This is a genomic window from Lelliottia sp. 7254-16 (assembly GCF_002922995.1).
Classification (GTDB): Bacteria; Pseudomonadota; Gammaproteobacteria; order Enterobacterales; family Enterobacteriaceae; genus Enterobacter; species Enterobacter jeotgali.
Genome location: NZ_PQVS01000006.1, coordinates 88,460 through 105,344 on the forward strand (window position 1 = coordinate 88,460; position 16,885 = coordinate 105,344).

General features: G+C 54.6%; 11 protein-coding genes. 10 read left to right on the top strand and 1 reads right to left on the bottom strand.

All coding sequences use genetic code 11. From position 1 onward, the window contains the following. The first annotated feature begins 37 nt into the window (after positions 1-37). The 10 genes from lgt to recD all read left to right on the top strand — a co-directional run bounded on the left by lgt (position 38) and on the right by recD (position 15,386). Positions 38-910 carry a prolipoprotein diacylglyceryl transferase gene (gene lgt / locus C3708_RS10490; RefSeq protein WP_095283208.1) on the top strand — a complete coding sequence of 291 codons (873 nt, stop codon included), beginning with the start codon at positions 38-40 and terminating at the stop codon, positions 908-910. A gap of 6 nt (positions 911-916) precedes the next feature. Next, the gene (thyA, locus tag C3708_RS10495; protein WP_095283207.1) at positions 917-1,711 is read left to right on the top strand and encodes a thymidylate synthase; all 795 of its coding nucleotides are present in this window, start codon (positions 917-919) and stop codon (positions 1,709-1,711) included. Positions 1,712-1,895: 184 nt separating this feature from the next. Further along, entirely contained in the window at positions 1,896-2,357 is a 462-nt protein-coding gene (locus C3708_RS10500; RefSeq protein ID WP_103949213.1) for a prepilin peptidase-dependent protein, read from the top strand. After that, entirely contained in the window at positions 2,351-2,911 is a 561-nt protein-coding gene (locus C3708_RS10505; RefSeq protein ID WP_103949214.1) for a prepilin peptidase-dependent protein, read from the top strand. The genes C3708_RS10500 and C3708_RS10505 overlap by 7 nt, the downstream gene beginning before the upstream one ends. Then, complete coding sequence (locus C3708_RS10510) at positions 2,908-3,309, top strand: DUF2509 family protein (protein ID WP_103949215.1); 402 nt, start codon at positions 2,908-2,910, stop codon at positions 3,307-3,309. The genes C3708_RS10505 and C3708_RS10510 overlap by 4 nt, the downstream gene beginning before the upstream one ends. Further along, positions 3,294-3,617 carry a prepilin-type N-terminal cleavage/methylation domain-containing protein gene (locus C3708_RS10515; RefSeq protein ID WP_103949216.1) on the top strand — a complete coding sequence of 108 codons (324 nt, stop codon included), beginning with the start codon at positions 3,294-3,296 and terminating at the stop codon, positions 3,615-3,617. Before C3708_RS10510 ends, C3708_RS10515 begins: the two co-directional genes overlap by 16 nt. A gap of 12 nt (positions 3,618-3,629) precedes the next feature. After that, a complete protein-coding gene (gene recC, locus C3708_RS10520) occupies positions 3,630-7,004 on the top strand; it encodes an exodeoxyribonuclease V subunit gamma (RefSeq protein WP_103949217.1) in 3,375 nt (1,124 codons plus the stop codon). Between the two features lie 140 nt (positions 7,005-7,144). Further along, positions 7,145-10,027: a pitrilysin gene (ptrA, locus tag C3708_RS10525; RefSeq protein ID WP_103949218.1), complete on the top strand. Its 2,883-nt coding sequence runs from the start codon at positions 7,145-7,147 to the stop codon at positions 10,025-10,027. Beyond that, positions 10,024-13,569: an exodeoxyribonuclease V subunit beta gene (gene recB, locus C3708_RS10530; protein ID WP_103949219.1), complete on the top strand. Its 3,546-nt coding sequence runs from the start codon at positions 10,024-10,026 to the stop codon at positions 13,567-13,569. Before ptrA ends, recB begins: the two co-directional genes overlap by 4 nt. After that, positions 13,566-15,386, top strand: a complete 1,821-nt coding sequence (gene recD, locus C3708_RS10535; RefSeq protein WP_103949220.1) for an exodeoxyribonuclease V subunit alpha — start codon at positions 13,566-13,568, stop codon at positions 15,384-15,386. Before recB ends, recD begins: the two co-directional genes overlap by 4 nt. Positions 15,387-15,430: 44 nt before the next feature. Here the strand turns inward: recD and argA are convergent, their stop codons facing one another. Continuing rightward, entirely contained in the window at positions 15,431-16,762 is a 1,332-nt protein-coding gene (gene argA / locus C3708_RS10540; protein WP_095283198.1) for an amino-acid N-acetyltransferase, read from the bottom strand. Positions 16,763-16,885: the final 123 nt, after the last annotated feature.

The following is a 16,885-nucleotide window of genomic DNA, read 5'->3' on the forward strand; positions in this document are numbered from 1 at the left end:
CCACTTTCAGCGGAATAACAACATCTTGTGGTGACAGATGAACAGTGGTTATCTGCATTTTCCGGAATTTGATCCGGTCATTTTCTCAGTTGGTCCCGTTGCACTTCACTGGTACGGTCTTATGTACCTGGTGGGCTTCATCTTTGCCATGTGGCTTGCGGGCCGCCGTGCCGGCCGTCCGGGCAGCGGATGGACCAAAAACGAAGTTGAAAACTTGCTGTATGCAGGCTTCCTCGGCGTGTTCCTTGGCGGGCGTATCGGCTATGTGCTGTTCTACAACTTCCCAATCTTCTTAAACGATCCACTCTATCTGTTCCGCGTATGGGACGGCGGCATGTCCTTCCACGGCGGCCTGATCGGTGTGATCCTGGTGATGGTGATTTTCGCCAAACGCACCAAACGCAACTTCTTCCAGGTGGCTGATTTTATTGCTCCGCTGATCCCGTTTGGCCTTGGCGCTGGGCGTCTGGGTAACTTTATTAACGGTGAATTGTGGGGCCGTGTGGACCCGAGCGTCTCCTGGACGATGCTGTTCCCGAACTCACGTGCTGAAGACATCGCGCTGCTACCGTCGCACCCTGAATGGCAGTCAATCTTCGACACCTACGGCTCGCTGCCGCGCCACATGTCCCAGCTGTATGAGCTGGCCCTGGAAGGCGTTGTACTGTTCATCATTCTGAATCTCTATATTCGCAAACCGCGTCCGATGGGGTCAGTCTCTGGTCTGTTCCTGATTGGCTATGGCGCGTTCCGTATCATCGTTGAATTCTTCCGCCAGCCGGATCAGCAGTTCACCGGCGAATGGGTACAGTACATCAGCATGGGACAGATTCTCTCTATCCCAATGATTGTCGCGGGTGTCATCATGATGATTTGGGCATATCGTCGTCCACAGCAACAGCTTTCCTGAGGAACCATGAAACAGTATCTTGAACTGATGAAAAAAGTGCTTGATGAGGGCACGCCAAAAAACGATCGTACCGGCACCGGAACGCTCTCCATTTTTGGCCACCAGATGCGCTTTAACCTGCAGGAAGGTTTTCCACTGGTGACAACCAAGCGCTGTCATTTGCGCTCGATCATTCATGAACTGCTCTGGTTCTTGCAAGGTGATACCAATGTGGCGTATCTGCACGAAAACAACGTCTCTATCTGGGACGAATGGGCAGATGAAAACGGCAACCTGGGCCCGGTGTATGGAAAACAATGGCGCGCGTGGCCAACGCCAGATGGCCGTCATATCGACCAAATCACCACGGTATTGAACCAGCTGAAAAACGATCCCGACTCGCGTCGGATTATCGTCTCAGCCTGGAACGTTGGCGAGCTGGACAAAATGGCATTGGCGCCTTGCCATGCTTTCTTCCAGTTCTATGTGGCTGACGGCAAGCTGTCTTGCCAGCTTTACCAGCGCTCTTGCGATGTGTTCCTCGGTCTGCCGTTCAACATCGCCAGCTACGCCCTACTAGTACATATGATGGCGCAGCAGTGCGATCTTGAGGTCGGTGATTTTGTCTGGACCGGTGGTGATACCCACCTTTACAGCAATCACATGGAACAGACGCACCTTCAGCTGACCCGCGAACCGCGTGCGTTGCCGAAGCTGGTTATCAAGCGTAAGCCGGAATCCATTTTCGACTACCGCTTCGACGATTTCGAGATTGAAGGTTACGACCCGCATCCTGGTATTAAAGCTCCTGTCGCTATCTGATAAGACCCATCCTCACACAGCCGGTGCTTTTTAGCGCCGGTTTTTTTTGCCTGAATTTAGCTTTTACGAGCCTCTATCCAGCGTATTTGCAACGTTATGCAACGGAGAATACTTCTCTGAAAGCGCCTCGTAACTTCCTATTTATCCATTCGTTTTTTCTCGCCAGCCTCGCCACACTGCTGGCATGAAAACAGAACTCGGCTTTACGCTCATCGAAACCCTGGTGGCAATTTCGCTTGTCGTTATTCTCAGCGCGACAGGGTTGTCTGGCTGGCAAAGCTGGCAACATCAGCAGCGCCTCTGGCAAACCGCACTCCAGATACGGGATTACCTCGTACAGTTGCGCTATGACGCCAATGGGCATAACCGGGAGCATCTCATCATGGTGAAAAATGACGGTGAAAGCTGGTGTCTGCTGACGACGAAAATCACGGATTGTCAGACAGGCAATTATCTTGTTCTCAAGCGGCAATGGCCGGAGGTCAGCATTGCGGAGCTAACGCCTTCGCTCGCGTTTTATGGGTTACGAGATACTGCCTGGCCTGGGCGAATACGCATCAAAAGCCCGGCGGGGGAATGGCTCGTTATCGTTTCGAACACTGGGCGCATCAGGATGTGCAACAGCACAGGGAAGGGAACATGCTAAATCAGCGCGGTTTCTCGCTAACAGAGGTGCTTATTGCTATGGCGATCAGCAGTATTTTGCTGCTCAGCACCGCGCGTTTTCTGCCGGGATTACAGCGCGCGATGTTGATGCAGGGACAACAGCAAAGGCTGGAAGAGGAGGTCTGGCTGAGAGTCAATGCCTTAGGTAAACAACTTCAAAGGGCCGGATTTTGTAGCGGGCTTTGCCAGGGGCTGGCGCTGACGATAGGTAGGCAGGGAAGTTGCGTGATTGTGCAATGGGACGCCAACAGTAATGGTCGCTGGGAAACAACGCCTTCGTCAGAAGCCGAACAAACGGGGTTTCGCCTGGAGGGTGGGGCGCTTGAAACTCAGCGTGGGGCTACAAGCTGCGAGGGCAAAGGCTGGGAAAAACTGACCGAGCCTGAAAGCCTCTGGGTGACACGATTCTCAGTAAGCAAAACCGAGCATCCCGGTTTCTCGCCTGAGCTAGATATCGAACTGGCCGCGGCCACACCAGGCCGGCTCAACGAGCCATTTCAGGCAACCTGGCGTGTAACGGGATTCAACCTGTGAAGCGCCAGCTTGGGATGTCATCGCTTGCACTGGTCCTGTTGCTGCTTGTGATCGGCACGCTGATTCTGACCGGCCTTAATCAACAGCTCGATGCCTTTGCTCGGATAGTCAGCAGTGAACGTCGGTCAATTTTACAACATGCCATGACACAGTCCGCGCTGGAGTGGGGGCGGAACCAACTCTGGCCAACAGTACCCGACATCCAGTGCCGTCAGGCGTTGCAAGGACGTGTCTGCCTGAAAGTACTCGGAGACAATCGCGTTCTGCTGATCGCGGGTAGCAGCGAGCTTTTGTTATGGCGTGGTGGAGCCATCCTGGAGGGGAGAGTGGTTTTCTCCCCACACGGCTGGAGCGACTTCTGCCCACTGAAGGAGGCTGCGCTGTGTCAACTTCCTTAGTCCGCCAAAGGGGTTTTAGTCTGATGGAAGTGCTATTAGCCATGATGCTGCTGGTGATAATAATCACTGCGCTGTCCGGATACCATCGGGCGCTGGCACTGCGTTTTAGTGTGTTCAATCAGTATCGGCAGCTATGGCACTATGCCTGGAATCAGGCGCAATTGTCGGCTGATGCATTACCTGATGGCTGGCGGGTAAACCGGGTGCAGACAACGCAGGCGGGATGTGTCAGCATCACGGTCACAATTATTTCTCCTTTGGGGCGGCAGGGCCAGATGACAAACCTGCATTGCCCGCTTGGCCAGTAGTCGGGAGCGCTTATGTTAAGGGTCTATCACTCAAATCGTCTGGATGTGCTGGAAGCGCTGATGGAATTTATCGTCGAGCGTGAACACCCAGCCGATCCCTTTGAGCCAGAAATGGTGCTGGTTCAAAGCACGGGTATGGCTCAGTGGCTGCAAATGTCCCTGGCGCAAAAGTTCGGTATTGCGGCAAATATCGAATTCCCACTCCCGGCAAGTTTCATCTGGGAAATGTTTGTCCGCGTTCTGCCAGAAATCCCTAAAAAGAGTGAATTTAACAAACAAAGCATGAGCTGGAAGTTAATGTCTCTGCTGCCAGATATGCTGGCGAGCGATGAGTTTGCCATGTTGCGCCACTACCTCAGCGACGATACGGATAAACGCAAACTGTTCCAGTTGGCTTCTCGTACTGCGGACCTTTATGACCAGTATCTGGTTTATCGCCCGGATTGGCTGACACGATGGGAAGCGGGAGCGCTTGTAGACGGCCTGCCTGAAGCGCAAATCTGGCAAGCACCGCTGTGGAAAGCGCTGGTGGAGCATACGGCAAAGCTGGGGCAACCGCAGTGGCACCGTGCCAACCTGTATGAGCGCTTTATCTCGACGCTGGAAACGGCCTCTGAACCACCTGCCGGGTTGCCGTCGCGTGTGTTTATTTGCGGGATTTCAGCTTTACCACCGGTTTACCTGAATGCTCTAAAAGCACTGGGGAAACACGTCGATATCCACATTCTGTTTACCAACCCATGTCGCCATTACTGGGGCGATATTCAGGACCCTAAATGGCTCGCGCGACTTGTTGCCCGCCAGAGACGGCGGATCTTTGAAGACCGCGCCTTCCCACTTTTCAAAGACAGCGATAATGCTGCGCAGCTTTTCGACGAAGAAGGTATCCAGGACTTACCGAATCCACTACTGGCCTCCTGGGGAAAACTAGGCCGGGACTACATCCACATGCTGTCTGATATTTCCTCATCGGGCGAGGGCGACGTGGATGCTTTTGCAGAGATCACGCCGGACAGCCTGCTGCACAACGTACAGCTCGATATTCTCGACCTTGATAATCGCGCCATCGCGGGAATAACCGCTGAGGAATTTGCTCGCAGCGACAAAAAACGACGACTGGATCCTGAGGATCGCAGCGTTACCGTGCATGTATGTCACAGCCCGCAGCGCGAAGTCGAAGTACTTCATGACAAATTGCTGGCGATGCTGCAGGACTGCCCTGAACTGACGCCGCGCGATATTGTGGTCATGGTGGCGGATATCGACAGCTACAGTCCGTTTATTCAGGCCGTATTCGGCAGTGCCACTGGCGATCGCTACCTCCCGTACGCCGTTTCTGACCGTCGGGCACGCCAGTCACATCCAGCTTTGCAGGCCTTTCTCAGCCTTCTTGCTCTGCCGGACAGTCGCTTTATTTCTGAAGACGTACTGGCGCTTCTGGATGTCCCGGTGCTGGCCGCCCGCTTTAATATCGATGAAGAAGGACTGCGCTATCTGCGCCAGTGGGTGAATGAATCTGGCGTTCGCTGGGGTATCGACGATGACAACGTTCAGGAATTCGAACTCCCGCCAACCGGTCAACACACCTGGCAGTTTGGCCTGACGCGTATGCTGCTCGGGTATGCGATGGAAAGTCATCAGGGAGAGTGGAACGACGTCCTGCCCTACGATGAATCATCCGGGCTGATTGCCGAACTGGTCGGCCATCTGGCATCACTCTTAATGCAGCTAAACCGCTGGCGGCGTGAGCTGATGCAACCCCGCACTCTGGAAGCGTGGCAGCCGTTGTGCCGGGAAATGCTGAATGATTTTTTCCTGCCCGATACAGACACTGAAGCCGCAATGGCGCTTATTGAGCAGCAATGGCAGGCGATTATTGATGAGGGCATTTCGTCACATTATGGTGAAGCCATTCCCTTGTCACTGCTTCGCGATGAGTTGACGCAGCGCCTGGACCAGGAACGTATTAGCCAGCGCTTCCTCGCGGGGCCTGTCAATATTTGTACCTTAATGCCGATGCGTTCGATTCCATTCAAGGTGGTTTGCCTGCTGGGGATGAATGACGGCGTTTATCCGCGTGCCCTTGCGCCGCTGGGCTTCGATCTCATGAGTCATCAGCCAAAGCGCGGCGATCGTAGCCGACGCGACGACGACCGCTACCTCTTCCTGGAGGCGCTTATCTCGGCCCAGCAAAAGCTTTATATCAGCTATATCGGGCATTCCATTCAGGATAACAGTGAGCGCTTCCCATCAGTACTGGTGCAAGAGCTGGTGGATTACATTGGGCAAAGCCACTATCTGCCCGGTGATGAAGAGCGGAATTGCGATGAAAGCGAGCAGCGGGTAAAAAAACATATCACGCATCTCCACAGCCGTATGCCGTTCGATCCGACCAACTATGTCGACGACGAACAGCAAAGCTATGCGCGTGAATGGCTCCCCGCCGCGAGGAAAGAGGGGCAAGCCCATACGGATTTCATTCAGGAGCTTGAGCCTCTTCCGATCGAAATGCTCACCTTTGAGCAGTTGCAACGGTTTTGGGCGCACCCAGTACGCGCTTTTTTCCAGCAGCGATTGCAGGTGAGCTTCCGCTCAGAAGAGAGTGAAATTCCGGATGCAGAACCTTTCACTCTCGATGGACTAAACCGCTATCAGCTCAATCAACAGCTGCTCAATGCGCTGGTCGAAGGGGAAAGCGCTCAAACGTTGTTCCGTCGCTATCGGGCTGCGGGGCAGCTACCCTACGGCGCATTTGGGGAAATCGCCTGGGACATGCAGTGTCAGGAGATGCAGGCCCTGGCTGACCGGGTAGTGGAGTGCCGACAGCCGGGTAAGAGTCTTGAAATCGATCTGACATGCAACGGTATTCAGCTAACGGGCTGGTTACAGCAGGTGCAGCAGGATGGACTTTTGCGCTGGCGTCCAGCGATGCTCAGCGTTTCACAAGGTTTGCAACTCTGGCTCGAACATCTTGTCTACATGGCGTGTGGTTACGAAGGTGAAAGCCGTTTGTTTGTGCGTAAAGACGGAGAATGGCGATTCCCGCAGATGTCCTCTGAGCAGGCATTAACGTATCTGGAACTGTTCGTTGAAGGCTATCGGCAGGGGATGAACAAACCACTGCTGTTGCTGCCAGAAAGTGGGGGAGCATGGATAAAAACCTGTTACGACGCGCAGAATGATGCCATGTTAACGGATGACGCCACGCTGCAAAAAGCACGCAGCAAGTTTATACAGGCGTACGAAGGGAACATGATGGTGCGTGGAGAGGGTGATGATGTCTGGTATCAGCGTTTATGGAGAACGCTGGCGCCGGAACATTTCGATGCCATTACGCACGAGGCCGAGCGCTATCTGTTACCTTTGTTTAAATTTAATCAGTCCTGATGATTGTATAAAAATTGCGCAGAGGAAGGCGTTCATTTATTATGCCCGTCTTGTCACGGACTGATGTATCAACATAAAGAGATGCTGGCTGGCCCAGCACGCAAATTGTTAATGATGTAGCCGTGATGAAGAGGTAGTGAATGCCAGGCAGCACCTTGTTGAAAGCGTTTGTTTTGTTTGTCGCCCTCTGGGCTCCCCTCACTCAGGCAGACACCGGTTGGCAACCCGTTCAGGACACAATCCGTAAGAGCGAAAAAGATACCCGCCAGTATCAGGCTATTCGCCTTGATAATGGAATGACCGTGTTGCTGGTTTCCGATCCGCAGGCGGTTAAATCGCTCTCTGCGCTGGTGGTACCGGTGGGATCGCTGGAAGATCCTGATTCACACCCGGGACTTGCCCATTATCTCGAACACATGACGCTGATGGGCTCCAAAAAATACCCACAGCCGGATAGCCTTTCCGAATTCCTCAAAATGCACGGCGGCAGCCACAATGCCAGCACCGCGCCATACCGCACTGCGTTTTATCTTGAAGTCGAAAATGATGCGCTGGAAGGAGCGGTCGACCGTCTGGCTGACGCTATCGCATCGCCACTGCTTGATAAAAAGTATGCCGATCGCGAGCGTAACGCCGTTAATGCCGAGCTGACGATGGCGCGCACGCGAGACGGTATGCGTATGGCTCAGGTCAGCGCCGAAACGATCAACCCCGCGCACCCTGGCTCGCGTTTTTCCGGTGGTAATCTGGAAACGCTGAGTGATAAGCCCAACAGTCCGGTTCTCGATGCCTTGCACGCATTTCGCGACAAATACTACTCTGCCAACCTGATGAAAGCCGTGGTGTACAGCAATAAGCCGCTGCCTGAACTGGCGCGCATTGCTGCGCAAACATACGGCCGTGTGCCGAACAAAAATATTGAACAGCCCGAGATTACAACGCCTGTGGTCACGGATGAGCAAAAAGGCATCATCATTCACTATGTGCCTGCGATGCCGCGCAAAGTGCTGCGCGTTGAATTCCGTATTGATAACAACACCAAACAGTTCCGCAGCAAAACAGACGAACTGGTCACCTATCTGATCGGCAATCGCAGTCCAGGCACGCTCTCGGACTGGCTGCAAAAACAGGGGCTGGTAGAGGGTATTCGTGCGGACTCCGATCCGGTCGTCAATGGCAACAGCGGTGTTTTAGCTATCTCGACAACCCTCACCGATAAAGGCCTCGCGCACCGCGATGAAGTGGTGGCAGCGATTTTCAGCTATCTGTCCCTGTTGCGTGATAAAGGCGTCGATAAAAGCTATTTTGACGAACTGGCCCATGTGCTGGATCTCGACTTCCGTTATCCGTCGATTACCCGCGATATGGACTATGTTGAATGGCTGGCGGATACCATGATCCGCGTTCCGGTAGAACATACCCTCGATGCAGTAAACATTGCCGATCAATATGATGCCGACGCCATCAAAGCGCGTCTGGCGATGATGACCCCGCAAAACGCGCGTATCTGGTATATCAGCCCGAAAGAGCCGCATAACAAAACCGCTTACTTTGTTGATGCGCCTTATCAGGTAAATAAAATCAGCGAACAAACCTTCTCTGATTGGCAGAAAGAGTCCGGGAAAATTGCGTTGAAATTACCTGAACTGAATCCGTACATACCCGATGATTTCACGCTGATTAAGTCTGCGAAGGAATACCCGCACCCGGAACTGATTATCAACGAACCCACTCTGCGCGTGGTATATACCCCAAGCCGCTATTTTGCCAGCGAGCCAAAAGCGGATGTTAGCGTCGTGCTGCGTAATCCGCAGGCGATGGATAGCGCTAAAAACCAGGTCATGTTTGCGCTGAATGACTATCTGGCCGGCATCGCGCTGGACCAGCTCAGCAACCAGGCCGCCGTGGGTGGGATCAGTTTCTCCACCAACGCGAATAACGGATTAATGGTCAACGCCAACGGTTACACGCAGCGTTTACCGCAGCTTTTCCAGGCGCTGCTCGAAGGCTATTTCAGCTATACACCGACCGAAGAACAGCTTGAACAGGCTAAATCCTGGTATGCGCAGATGATGGATTCGGCGGAAAAAGGCAAAGCGTTCGATCAGGCGATTATGCCTGTACAGATGATGTCGCAAATTCCGTACTTCCAGCGTGAAACGCGCCGCGCACTGCTGCCATCAATCACTCTGAAAGAGGTGATGGATTACCGCTCGGCGCTGAAAACTCACTCACGTCCAGAGTTCCTGATTGTGGGCAATATGAGCGAAGATCAGGCTAAAACGCTTGCTCAGAATGTCCGCAAACAGCTGGGTGCGAACGGCAACGAGTGGTGCCGTAACCAGGATGTGCTGGTGGATAAACAGCAGAATGTGATCTTCGAAAAAGCGGGCAGCAGCACGGATTCGGCGCTGGCGGCGGTCTTTGTCCCTACTGGCTACGATGAATTTGCCAGCTCCGCCTACAGTGCGGTACTGGGACAAATTATCCAGCCGTGGTTCTACAATCAGTTGCGTACCGAAGAACAGCTTGGCTATGCCGTATTCGCGTTCTCAATGAACGTGGGCCGCCAGTGGGGTCTGGGTTTCCTGTTGCAAAGTAGCGATAAACAGCCAGCCTATCTGTGGCAGCGTTATCAGGCATTCTTCCCGCAGGCTGAAGAGAAACTGCGCAAAATGACGCCAGAAGAATTTGCTCAAATCCAGCAGGCGGTTATCGCGCAGGTGCAGCAGGCACCACAGACCCTGGGCGAAGAAGCGTCGCAGCTGAGCAAAGATTTCGACCGGGGTAATCTGACCTTCGATTCACGTGATAAAGTAGTTGCCGAGATAAAACTGCTGACGCCGCAAAAGGTTGCCGATTTCTTCCACCAGGCGGTGGTGAAGCCGCAAGGCATGGCGTGCTTATCTCAGATTTCCGGCAGCCAGAACGGGAAAGTGGATTACGTGAATCCAAAAGGCTGGAAAGTCTGGGAGAGCGTCAGCGCATTACAGAAATCAATGCCCTGGAGTAAGAAAGAATGACCGATACCGCTGAGCCTCTTGATCCCTTACGTTTGCCGTTGCAGGGTGAACGATTGATTGAAGCCTCAGCGGGAACGGGAAAAACCTTCACCATTGCCGCCCTGTATCTTCGTTTATTGCTGGGACTGGGCGGCAATGCTGCGTTTGGGCGCCCGCTCAGCGTGGAACAACTGCTGGTGGTCACCTTTACCGAAGCGGCGACCGCCGAGCTGCGCGGGCGAATTCGATTGAACATCCACGAATTACGTATCGCCTGTTTACGTCAAACCACTGATAACCCCCTTTACGCTCGCCTGCTTGAAGAGATAACCGACAAACAACAGGCCGCCCAATGGCTGTTGTTGGCTGAGCGTCAAATGGACGAAGCCGCCGTCTTTACCATTCACGGTTTTTGCCAGCGCATGCTGAGCCTGAATGCGTTTGAATCGGGCATGCTTTTTGAACAACAACTGATCGAAGATGAATCCGAACTGCGCCGCCAGGCCTGCGCGGATTTCTGGCGTCGCCATTGCTATCCACTCCCGCGCGAAATTGCCGAAGCGGTGCATGCGTTATGGAAAGGGCCGGAAGAACTTTTACGCTCTATTGAACGCTATCTGCAAGGTGAAGCGCCTGCGATAAAATCACCGCCTCCAGCAGATGAAACGCTGGCTGCACGGCATGAAAAAATCATTTCGCTGATAGCCGCTCTCAAGCAAAAATGGTGCGACTCCGTCGCCGACATCGACGCTGTTCTTGAAAGCTCCGGTATTGACCGACGTAAGTTCAATCGCGGAAATCAGGGGAAATGGATCGAAAAAATCAGCGCCTGGGCGCAGGATGAGACGCGTGGCTATCAGTTACCCGACGCGCTGGAAAAGTTTTCCCAGAGCTTTCTGGTGGAGCGCACCAAAGCTGATGGTGTGGTCCCGGAACACCCGCTGTTTGTGGCGATTGAAACCCTACTGGCGCAGCCGCTCACCCTCAATGATTTGGTGATAACCCGCGCGATGGCGGAAATCCGCGAAACGGTCGCGCGTGAGAAACGTCGTCGTGGCGAGCTGGGCTTTGACGATATGCTGAGCCGTCTGGATGCGGCGCTCGGCAGCGAAAACGGGGAGGCGCTGGCGGCGGCGATCCGCACTCGCTTCCCGGTCGCGATGATCGATGAATTCCAGGACACCGACCCGCAGCAATACCGTATTTTCCGCCGCATCTGGCGCAAGCAGCCTGATACGGCGCTGCTGTTAATTGGTGATCCTAAACAGGCCATTTACGCTTTTCGCGGCGCGGATATCTTTACCTACATGAAGGCCCGTAGCGAGGTTGAAGCGCACTATACGCTGGATACCAACTGGCGTTCCGCGCCTGGGATGGTGACGAGCGTGAATACGCTTTTTGAGCGTATGGATGCAGCGTTCATGTTCAAGGACATTCCTTTTTCTTCCGTACGATCGGCTGAGAAAAACAACACGCTGCGCTTTGAATTTCGCGGTGAAATTCAGCCCGCGATGAATTTTTGGCTGATGGATGGCGAAGGCTGTGGCGTTAGCGACTATCAGAACTTTATGGCTCAGCAATGCGCCGCGCAGATACGTGACTGGCTCAGCGCGGGTGCGCAGGGTGAAGCGTTATTGTGGAAAGGCGACACGTCGAAAGCGGTCAGCGCATCAGACATTACCGTGCTGGTGCGCAGTCGGCAGGAGGCATCGCTGGTTCGTGATGCTCTCACTCAGCTCGCAATACCTTCGGTCTATCTCTCCAATCGCGACAGCGTGTTTGAAACTCTCGAAGCGCAGGAAATGCTGTGGCTATTGCAGGCCGTGCTGACGCCCGAGCGCGAGATCACGTTGCGAAGTGCGCTGGCGAGTTCCATGCTGGGGCTTAACGCGCAAGACATCGACGCGCTGAATAATAACGAAAGCGCGTGGGATGTAGCGGTCGAAGAGTTTGCTCATTACCGCGAACGCTGGCAAAAACGCGGTGTGATGGCGATGCTGCGTGAGCTGATGGCACAGCGCCGTGTTGCGGAAAATATGCTGGCGACCGCAGGGGGCGAGCGCCGTCTGACCGATATTTTGCACATCAGCGAGCTATTACAGGAAGCGGGATCGCAGCTCGAAAGTGAACATGCGCTGGTGCGCTGGCTGTCGCAGCACATCACCGATCCCAACAGCAATTCAGCCAGCCAGCAGATGCGCCTCGAAAGCGATAAGCATCTGGTGAAAATCGTCACCATTCACAAGTCCAAAGGGCTGGAATATCCGCTGGTTTGCCTGCCGTTTATTGCCAACTATCGTGCGCAGGATCAGGCGTTTTATCACGATCGCGTGTCGTTCGAACCAGTGCTCGATCTCAGTAAAGCTGACGCCAGCGTTGAGCTTGCTGAGGCCGAGCGTCTGGCGGAAGATTTACGTTTGCTGTATGTCGCCTTAACGCGTTCCGTCTGGCATTGCAGCCTGGGCGTTGCGCCGCTGTTCCGCCGTCGCGGCGAGAAAGCGGGGGAGAGCGATTTCCATCAAAGCGCCCTCGGGCGGCTGATTCAAAAAGGCGAGCCGAAAGACGCCGCCGGTTTGCGCCAGTGCCTCGACGAATTATGCGACGATAATATTGCCCTGCAAATTCCCGGTCAGCCCGATCTTTCCCGCTGGCAAATGCCGGAGCTTTCGGTGCCTGATTTAGGCGCGCGGCAGATTACCCGTGCGCTGAGGGATGACTGGCGTGTGACCAGCTATTCCGGGTTGCAACAGCACGGGCAGAATATCGCCCAGGATTTAATGCCAAAACTCGACGTGGACGCCTCCGGCGTTGGCGATGTGGTGGCAGAACCCGAGCTCACCCCACATCAGTTTCCGCGCGGCGCATCGCCGGGAACCTTCCTGCACAGCCTGTTTGAAACGCTCGATTTTACGCAGCCGGTTTCGCCGGAGTGGGTGCTGGAGATGTTGCAAAAAGGCGGGTATGACGCCCACTGGCAGCCGGTGTTGACCGAGTGGGTCACCGCGATTTTACAGGCTCCACTTACCGAATCGGGGATCTCGCTCAGCCAACTGACGGCAAAAGAAAAACAGGTCGAAATGGAGTTCTATCTCCCGATTGCCGGGCCGCTGACGGCGGATGCGCTTGATGCGATTATCCGCGAGCATGATCCCTTATCGAGGCACTGCCCGTCGCTTAATTTCCGCCAGGTGAGCGGAATGCTGAAGGGTTTTATCGATTTAGTGTTCCGTCATGAAGGCCGTTATTACCTGCTGGATTACAAATCCAACTGGCTGGGCGACAACAGCGAGGCCTACACCCGAGACGCGATGGCTGCTGCTATGCAGTCGCACCGCTACGATTTGCAGTATCAGCTTTACACCCTGGCGCTGCATCGCTATCTGCGTCATCGCATTGCAGATTATGCCTATGACGATCATTTTGGCGGCGTGATCTATCTGTTTTTACGTGGCGTGGACGCGAATGATCCGCAGTCGGGGATCTTCACCACCCGGCCCGATCCGCTGTTGATTGATAAGATGGACAAATTATTCGCCGCAAGCACGGAAGAGGTGGCCCAATGACGATGCAGGAATTATTGCTGGAGGCGGTAGAGCAGCGCGCGTTACGCCCTCTGGATGCCCAGTTCGCGATGATGGTTGCCGGTGACGACGCGGCCGTGATGCTGGCCGCCGCTGTCCTCAGCAAAGATGCCGGTGAAGGCCACGTGTGCTTACCACTCTCCCGTCTGGTGCCGGACGAGAAAATGCCGGTGCCGCTACAGGCATGCTTTGCGCTGGTCGGCGCAATGACGGACTGGCAGGGCGCGCTACTGCGCTCAAGCGCCGTGAGTCACGGCGATATCCCGACGCCTTTAATTCTCTGTAACGACAGACTGTACCTCAATCGCATGTGGCGTAATGAGCTGGCGATTGCGCGTTTCTTTAATGAATTCAATCAGCCGTTGCCCTATGACGATGCCTTATTGATTCAAACCCTGAACAGTCTCTTCGGTTTTTCTGAGACCATAAACTGGCAAAAAGTGGCGGCGGCGGTGGCACTGACGCGGCGTATTTCGGTGATTTCCGGCGGGCCGGGCACCGGTAAAACGACCACCGTGGCAAAGCTGCTCGCGGCGCTTATCCAGATGTCGGGAGAGCAGAAATGCCGAATTCGGCTGGCTGCCCCAACGGGGAAAGCGGCAGCGCGGTTGACGGAATCTCTGGGAGGAGCGCTGCAAAAACTCCCGCTTAACGACGCGCAGCGAAAAATGTTCCCACATGAAGCCAGTACGCTACACCGTTTGCTCGGCGCACAGCCGGGCAGCCAGCGTCTGCGCTATCATGCGACAAACCCGCTGCATCTCGACGTGCTGGTGGTCGACGAAGCGTCGATGATCGATTTGACGATGATGTCGCGTCTGATTGAAGCCCTGCCGCCACATGCCCGCGTGATTTTCCTTGGCGATCGCGATCAGCTGGCTTCCGTAGAAGCAGGCGCGGTGCTGGGGGATATCTGCAACTATGCCAGCGCGGGTTACACCATGACGCGTGCGCAGGAGTTGTCACACCTGACCGGATGCGTAATTGAGGGGAATTCTGAGCAGCGTGCCGGTGCGTTACGTGACAGCTTGTGCCTGCTGCAAAAAAGCTATCGATTCGGCAGCGACTCCGGTATCGGCCAGCTCGCCGCAGCCGTCAATCGCGGCGATCGCATGGCTATTCGTACGGTATTTGGCGGCGCTTTTGATGATATCGAGAAAAAGCCGCTCCAGACGGGCGAAGAGTATCTTGCCATGCTCGAAGATGCCTTGCAGGGATATCAGCGTTTTCTGCTGAGTGTGCAGCAGCAGGCTGCCCCCGAGGCGGTGATTGCGGCCTTTGGCGAATATCAGCTTTTATGTGCGCTTCGTGAAGGCCCGTTTGGCGTCACCGGTCTGAATGAAAGGCTGGAACAGGCGTTAGCGCAGAAACGAAAAATCACTCGCCAGCCGCTCTCACGTTGGTATGAAGGCCGCCCGGTGATGATCTCTCGCAACGACAGTGCGCTGGGGCTTTTTAACGGCGATATTGGTATTGCTCTCGATCGCGGGCAGGGCTTGCGCGTCTGGTTCCAGATGCCGGATGGCAGCGTGAAATCGGTCCAGCCAAGCCGCCTGCCGGAACACGACACGGCGTGGGCGATGACGGTGCACAAGTCTCAGGGTTCAGAGTTTGATCACGCGGTACTGATTCTGCCAGCGCAAATTTCACCGGTTGTCACCCGTGAGCTGGTTTATACCGCTATTACTCGTGCGCGTAAAAGGCTGTCGCTCTATGCCGACGAGCGCGTTTTAGCGCAGGCAGTAACGACGCGCACCGAGCGACGCAGCGGGTTAAGTGCGGTATTTGAATCGACTTGATTGCTCGACTCCCTCTCCTTTTGGGAGAGGGGTTGAATGAGGGCTTAACTCAAATCCGCCATCAGCACTTTTGAACGGCGCTGATAGTTGTACATCTCCTTTTTACTCTCCGGCAGCAAATCTATATCCACCGGCGTGAAGCCACGTTCCTGGAACCAGTGAATACTGCGGGTCGTCAGGACGAAGAGTTTATCCAGGCCGATTTGCCGTGCCTGGGCGGCAACGCGCTCCAGCAGCACTTCCCCCCGGGATGAACTGCGGTAGTCAGGATGTACCGCCACGCAGGCCATCTCACCGATTTTCTCTTCCGGGAAGGGATAAAGCGCCGCGCAGGCGATGGTCAGGTTGTCGCGCTGAATGATCGTGAATTTGTCGATTTCCATCTCCAGTTGTTCACGTGAGCGACGTACCAGAATCCCTTGCTGCTCCAGTGGCCGAATAAGTTCCAGAATGCCGCCAATATCGTTGATGGTTGCGCGACGAATTTGTTCTGCACTTTCCATCACAATTTGCGTACCGATACCGTCCCGAGAGAACAGTTCCTGGAGCAATGCGCCATCTTCCTGATAGCTGATCAGGTGGCTACGACGCACGCCGCTGCGGCAAGCTTTGACGGCCCCGCGCAGGAAACGCACGGTGCCAGAATGGTAATCACCTTCTGCTTCCAGCGCTTCGACACGCGCCTGGGCTTCGTTAGGGAAGAGCTCCGAAACGATATCCCCTTGTTCGTTAAATACGCCCTGAGAGGAGCAGAAACCAATCATCTTCTCGGCTTTCAGTTTGATTGCCAGCTGTGTCGCGACTTCTTCTGAAGTGAGGTTAAAGCTTTCACCGGTGACGGAGACGGCTACCGGACCCATCAGCACGATCGCGCCGTTATCGAGCTGGCGATGAATCGCCTCTTCATCGATACGACGAATACGTCCGCTGTGGCAATAATCCACGCCATCATCCACGCCCAGCGGCTGGGAGATGATGAAATTGCCGCTGACGACGTTGATATGTGCGCCCTGAAGCGGCGTATTGTTGAGACTCATCGACAGACGGGCGGTGATATCCAGTTGCAAAAGCCCGGCGGCTTGCTTAACCAGCTCCAGGGTTTTGGCGTCAGTCACGCGGGTGTGCTTGTGATAAATCGGCTCGTGGTGATGTGCCGCGAGATTGGCGTCGATCTGTGGGCGTGCGCCGTAAACCACAACCAGACGAATACCCAGGCTGTGCAACAGGCCGATGTCATTGACAATACTGGAAAAGTTCTCATGCTCAATAGCTTCGCCACCCAGCATGATGACAAACGTTTTTCCCCGATGGGTATTGATGTAGGGAACAGAATGGCGAAACCCCTGGACCAGTTCGGTTCTACGTTCCTTTACCACGGCACAACCCTCAGTGAATGTTTATTCGTATTTTGTGTATTTTTATTCGATTATTGCGTCGCGCGCAACCCTAAAATCGCTGCAAACCTGAGAAAAAATTAAGTGATGCGTGCGTCAGGGCAT

Excerpts from the sequence above, each read along its gene's own strand:
- recB (WP_103949219.1), top strand. The coding sequence starts at position 10,024 with ATGACCGATACCGCTGAGCCTCTTGATCCCTTACGTTTGCCGTTGCAG.
- thyA (WP_095283207.1), top strand. The coding sequence starts at position 917 with ATGAAACAGTATCTTGAACTGATGAAAAAAGTGCTTGATGAGGGCACG.
- lgt (WP_095283208.1), top strand. The coding sequence starts at position 38 with ATGAACAGTGGTTATCTGCATTTTCCGGAATTTGATCCGGTCATTTTC.
- ptrA (WP_103949218.1), top strand. The coding sequence starts at position 7,145 with ATGCCAGGCAGCACCTTGTTGAAAGCGTTTGTTTTGTTTGTCGCCCTC.
- recD (WP_103949220.1), top strand. The coding sequence starts at position 13,566 with ATGACGATGCAGGAATTATTGCTGGAGGCGGTAGAGCAGCGCGCGTTA.
- C3708_RS10500 (WP_103949213.1), top strand. The coding sequence starts at position 1,896 with ATGAAAACAGAACTCGGCTTTACGCTCATCGAAACCCTGGTGGCAATT.
- C3708_RS10505 (WP_103949214.1), top strand. The coding sequence starts at position 2,351 with ATGCTAAATCAGCGCGGTTTCTCGCTAACAGAGGTGCTTATTGCTATG.
- recC (WP_103949217.1), top strand. The coding sequence starts at position 3,630 with ATGTTAAGGGTCTATCACTCAAATCGTCTGGATGTGCTGGAAGCGCTG.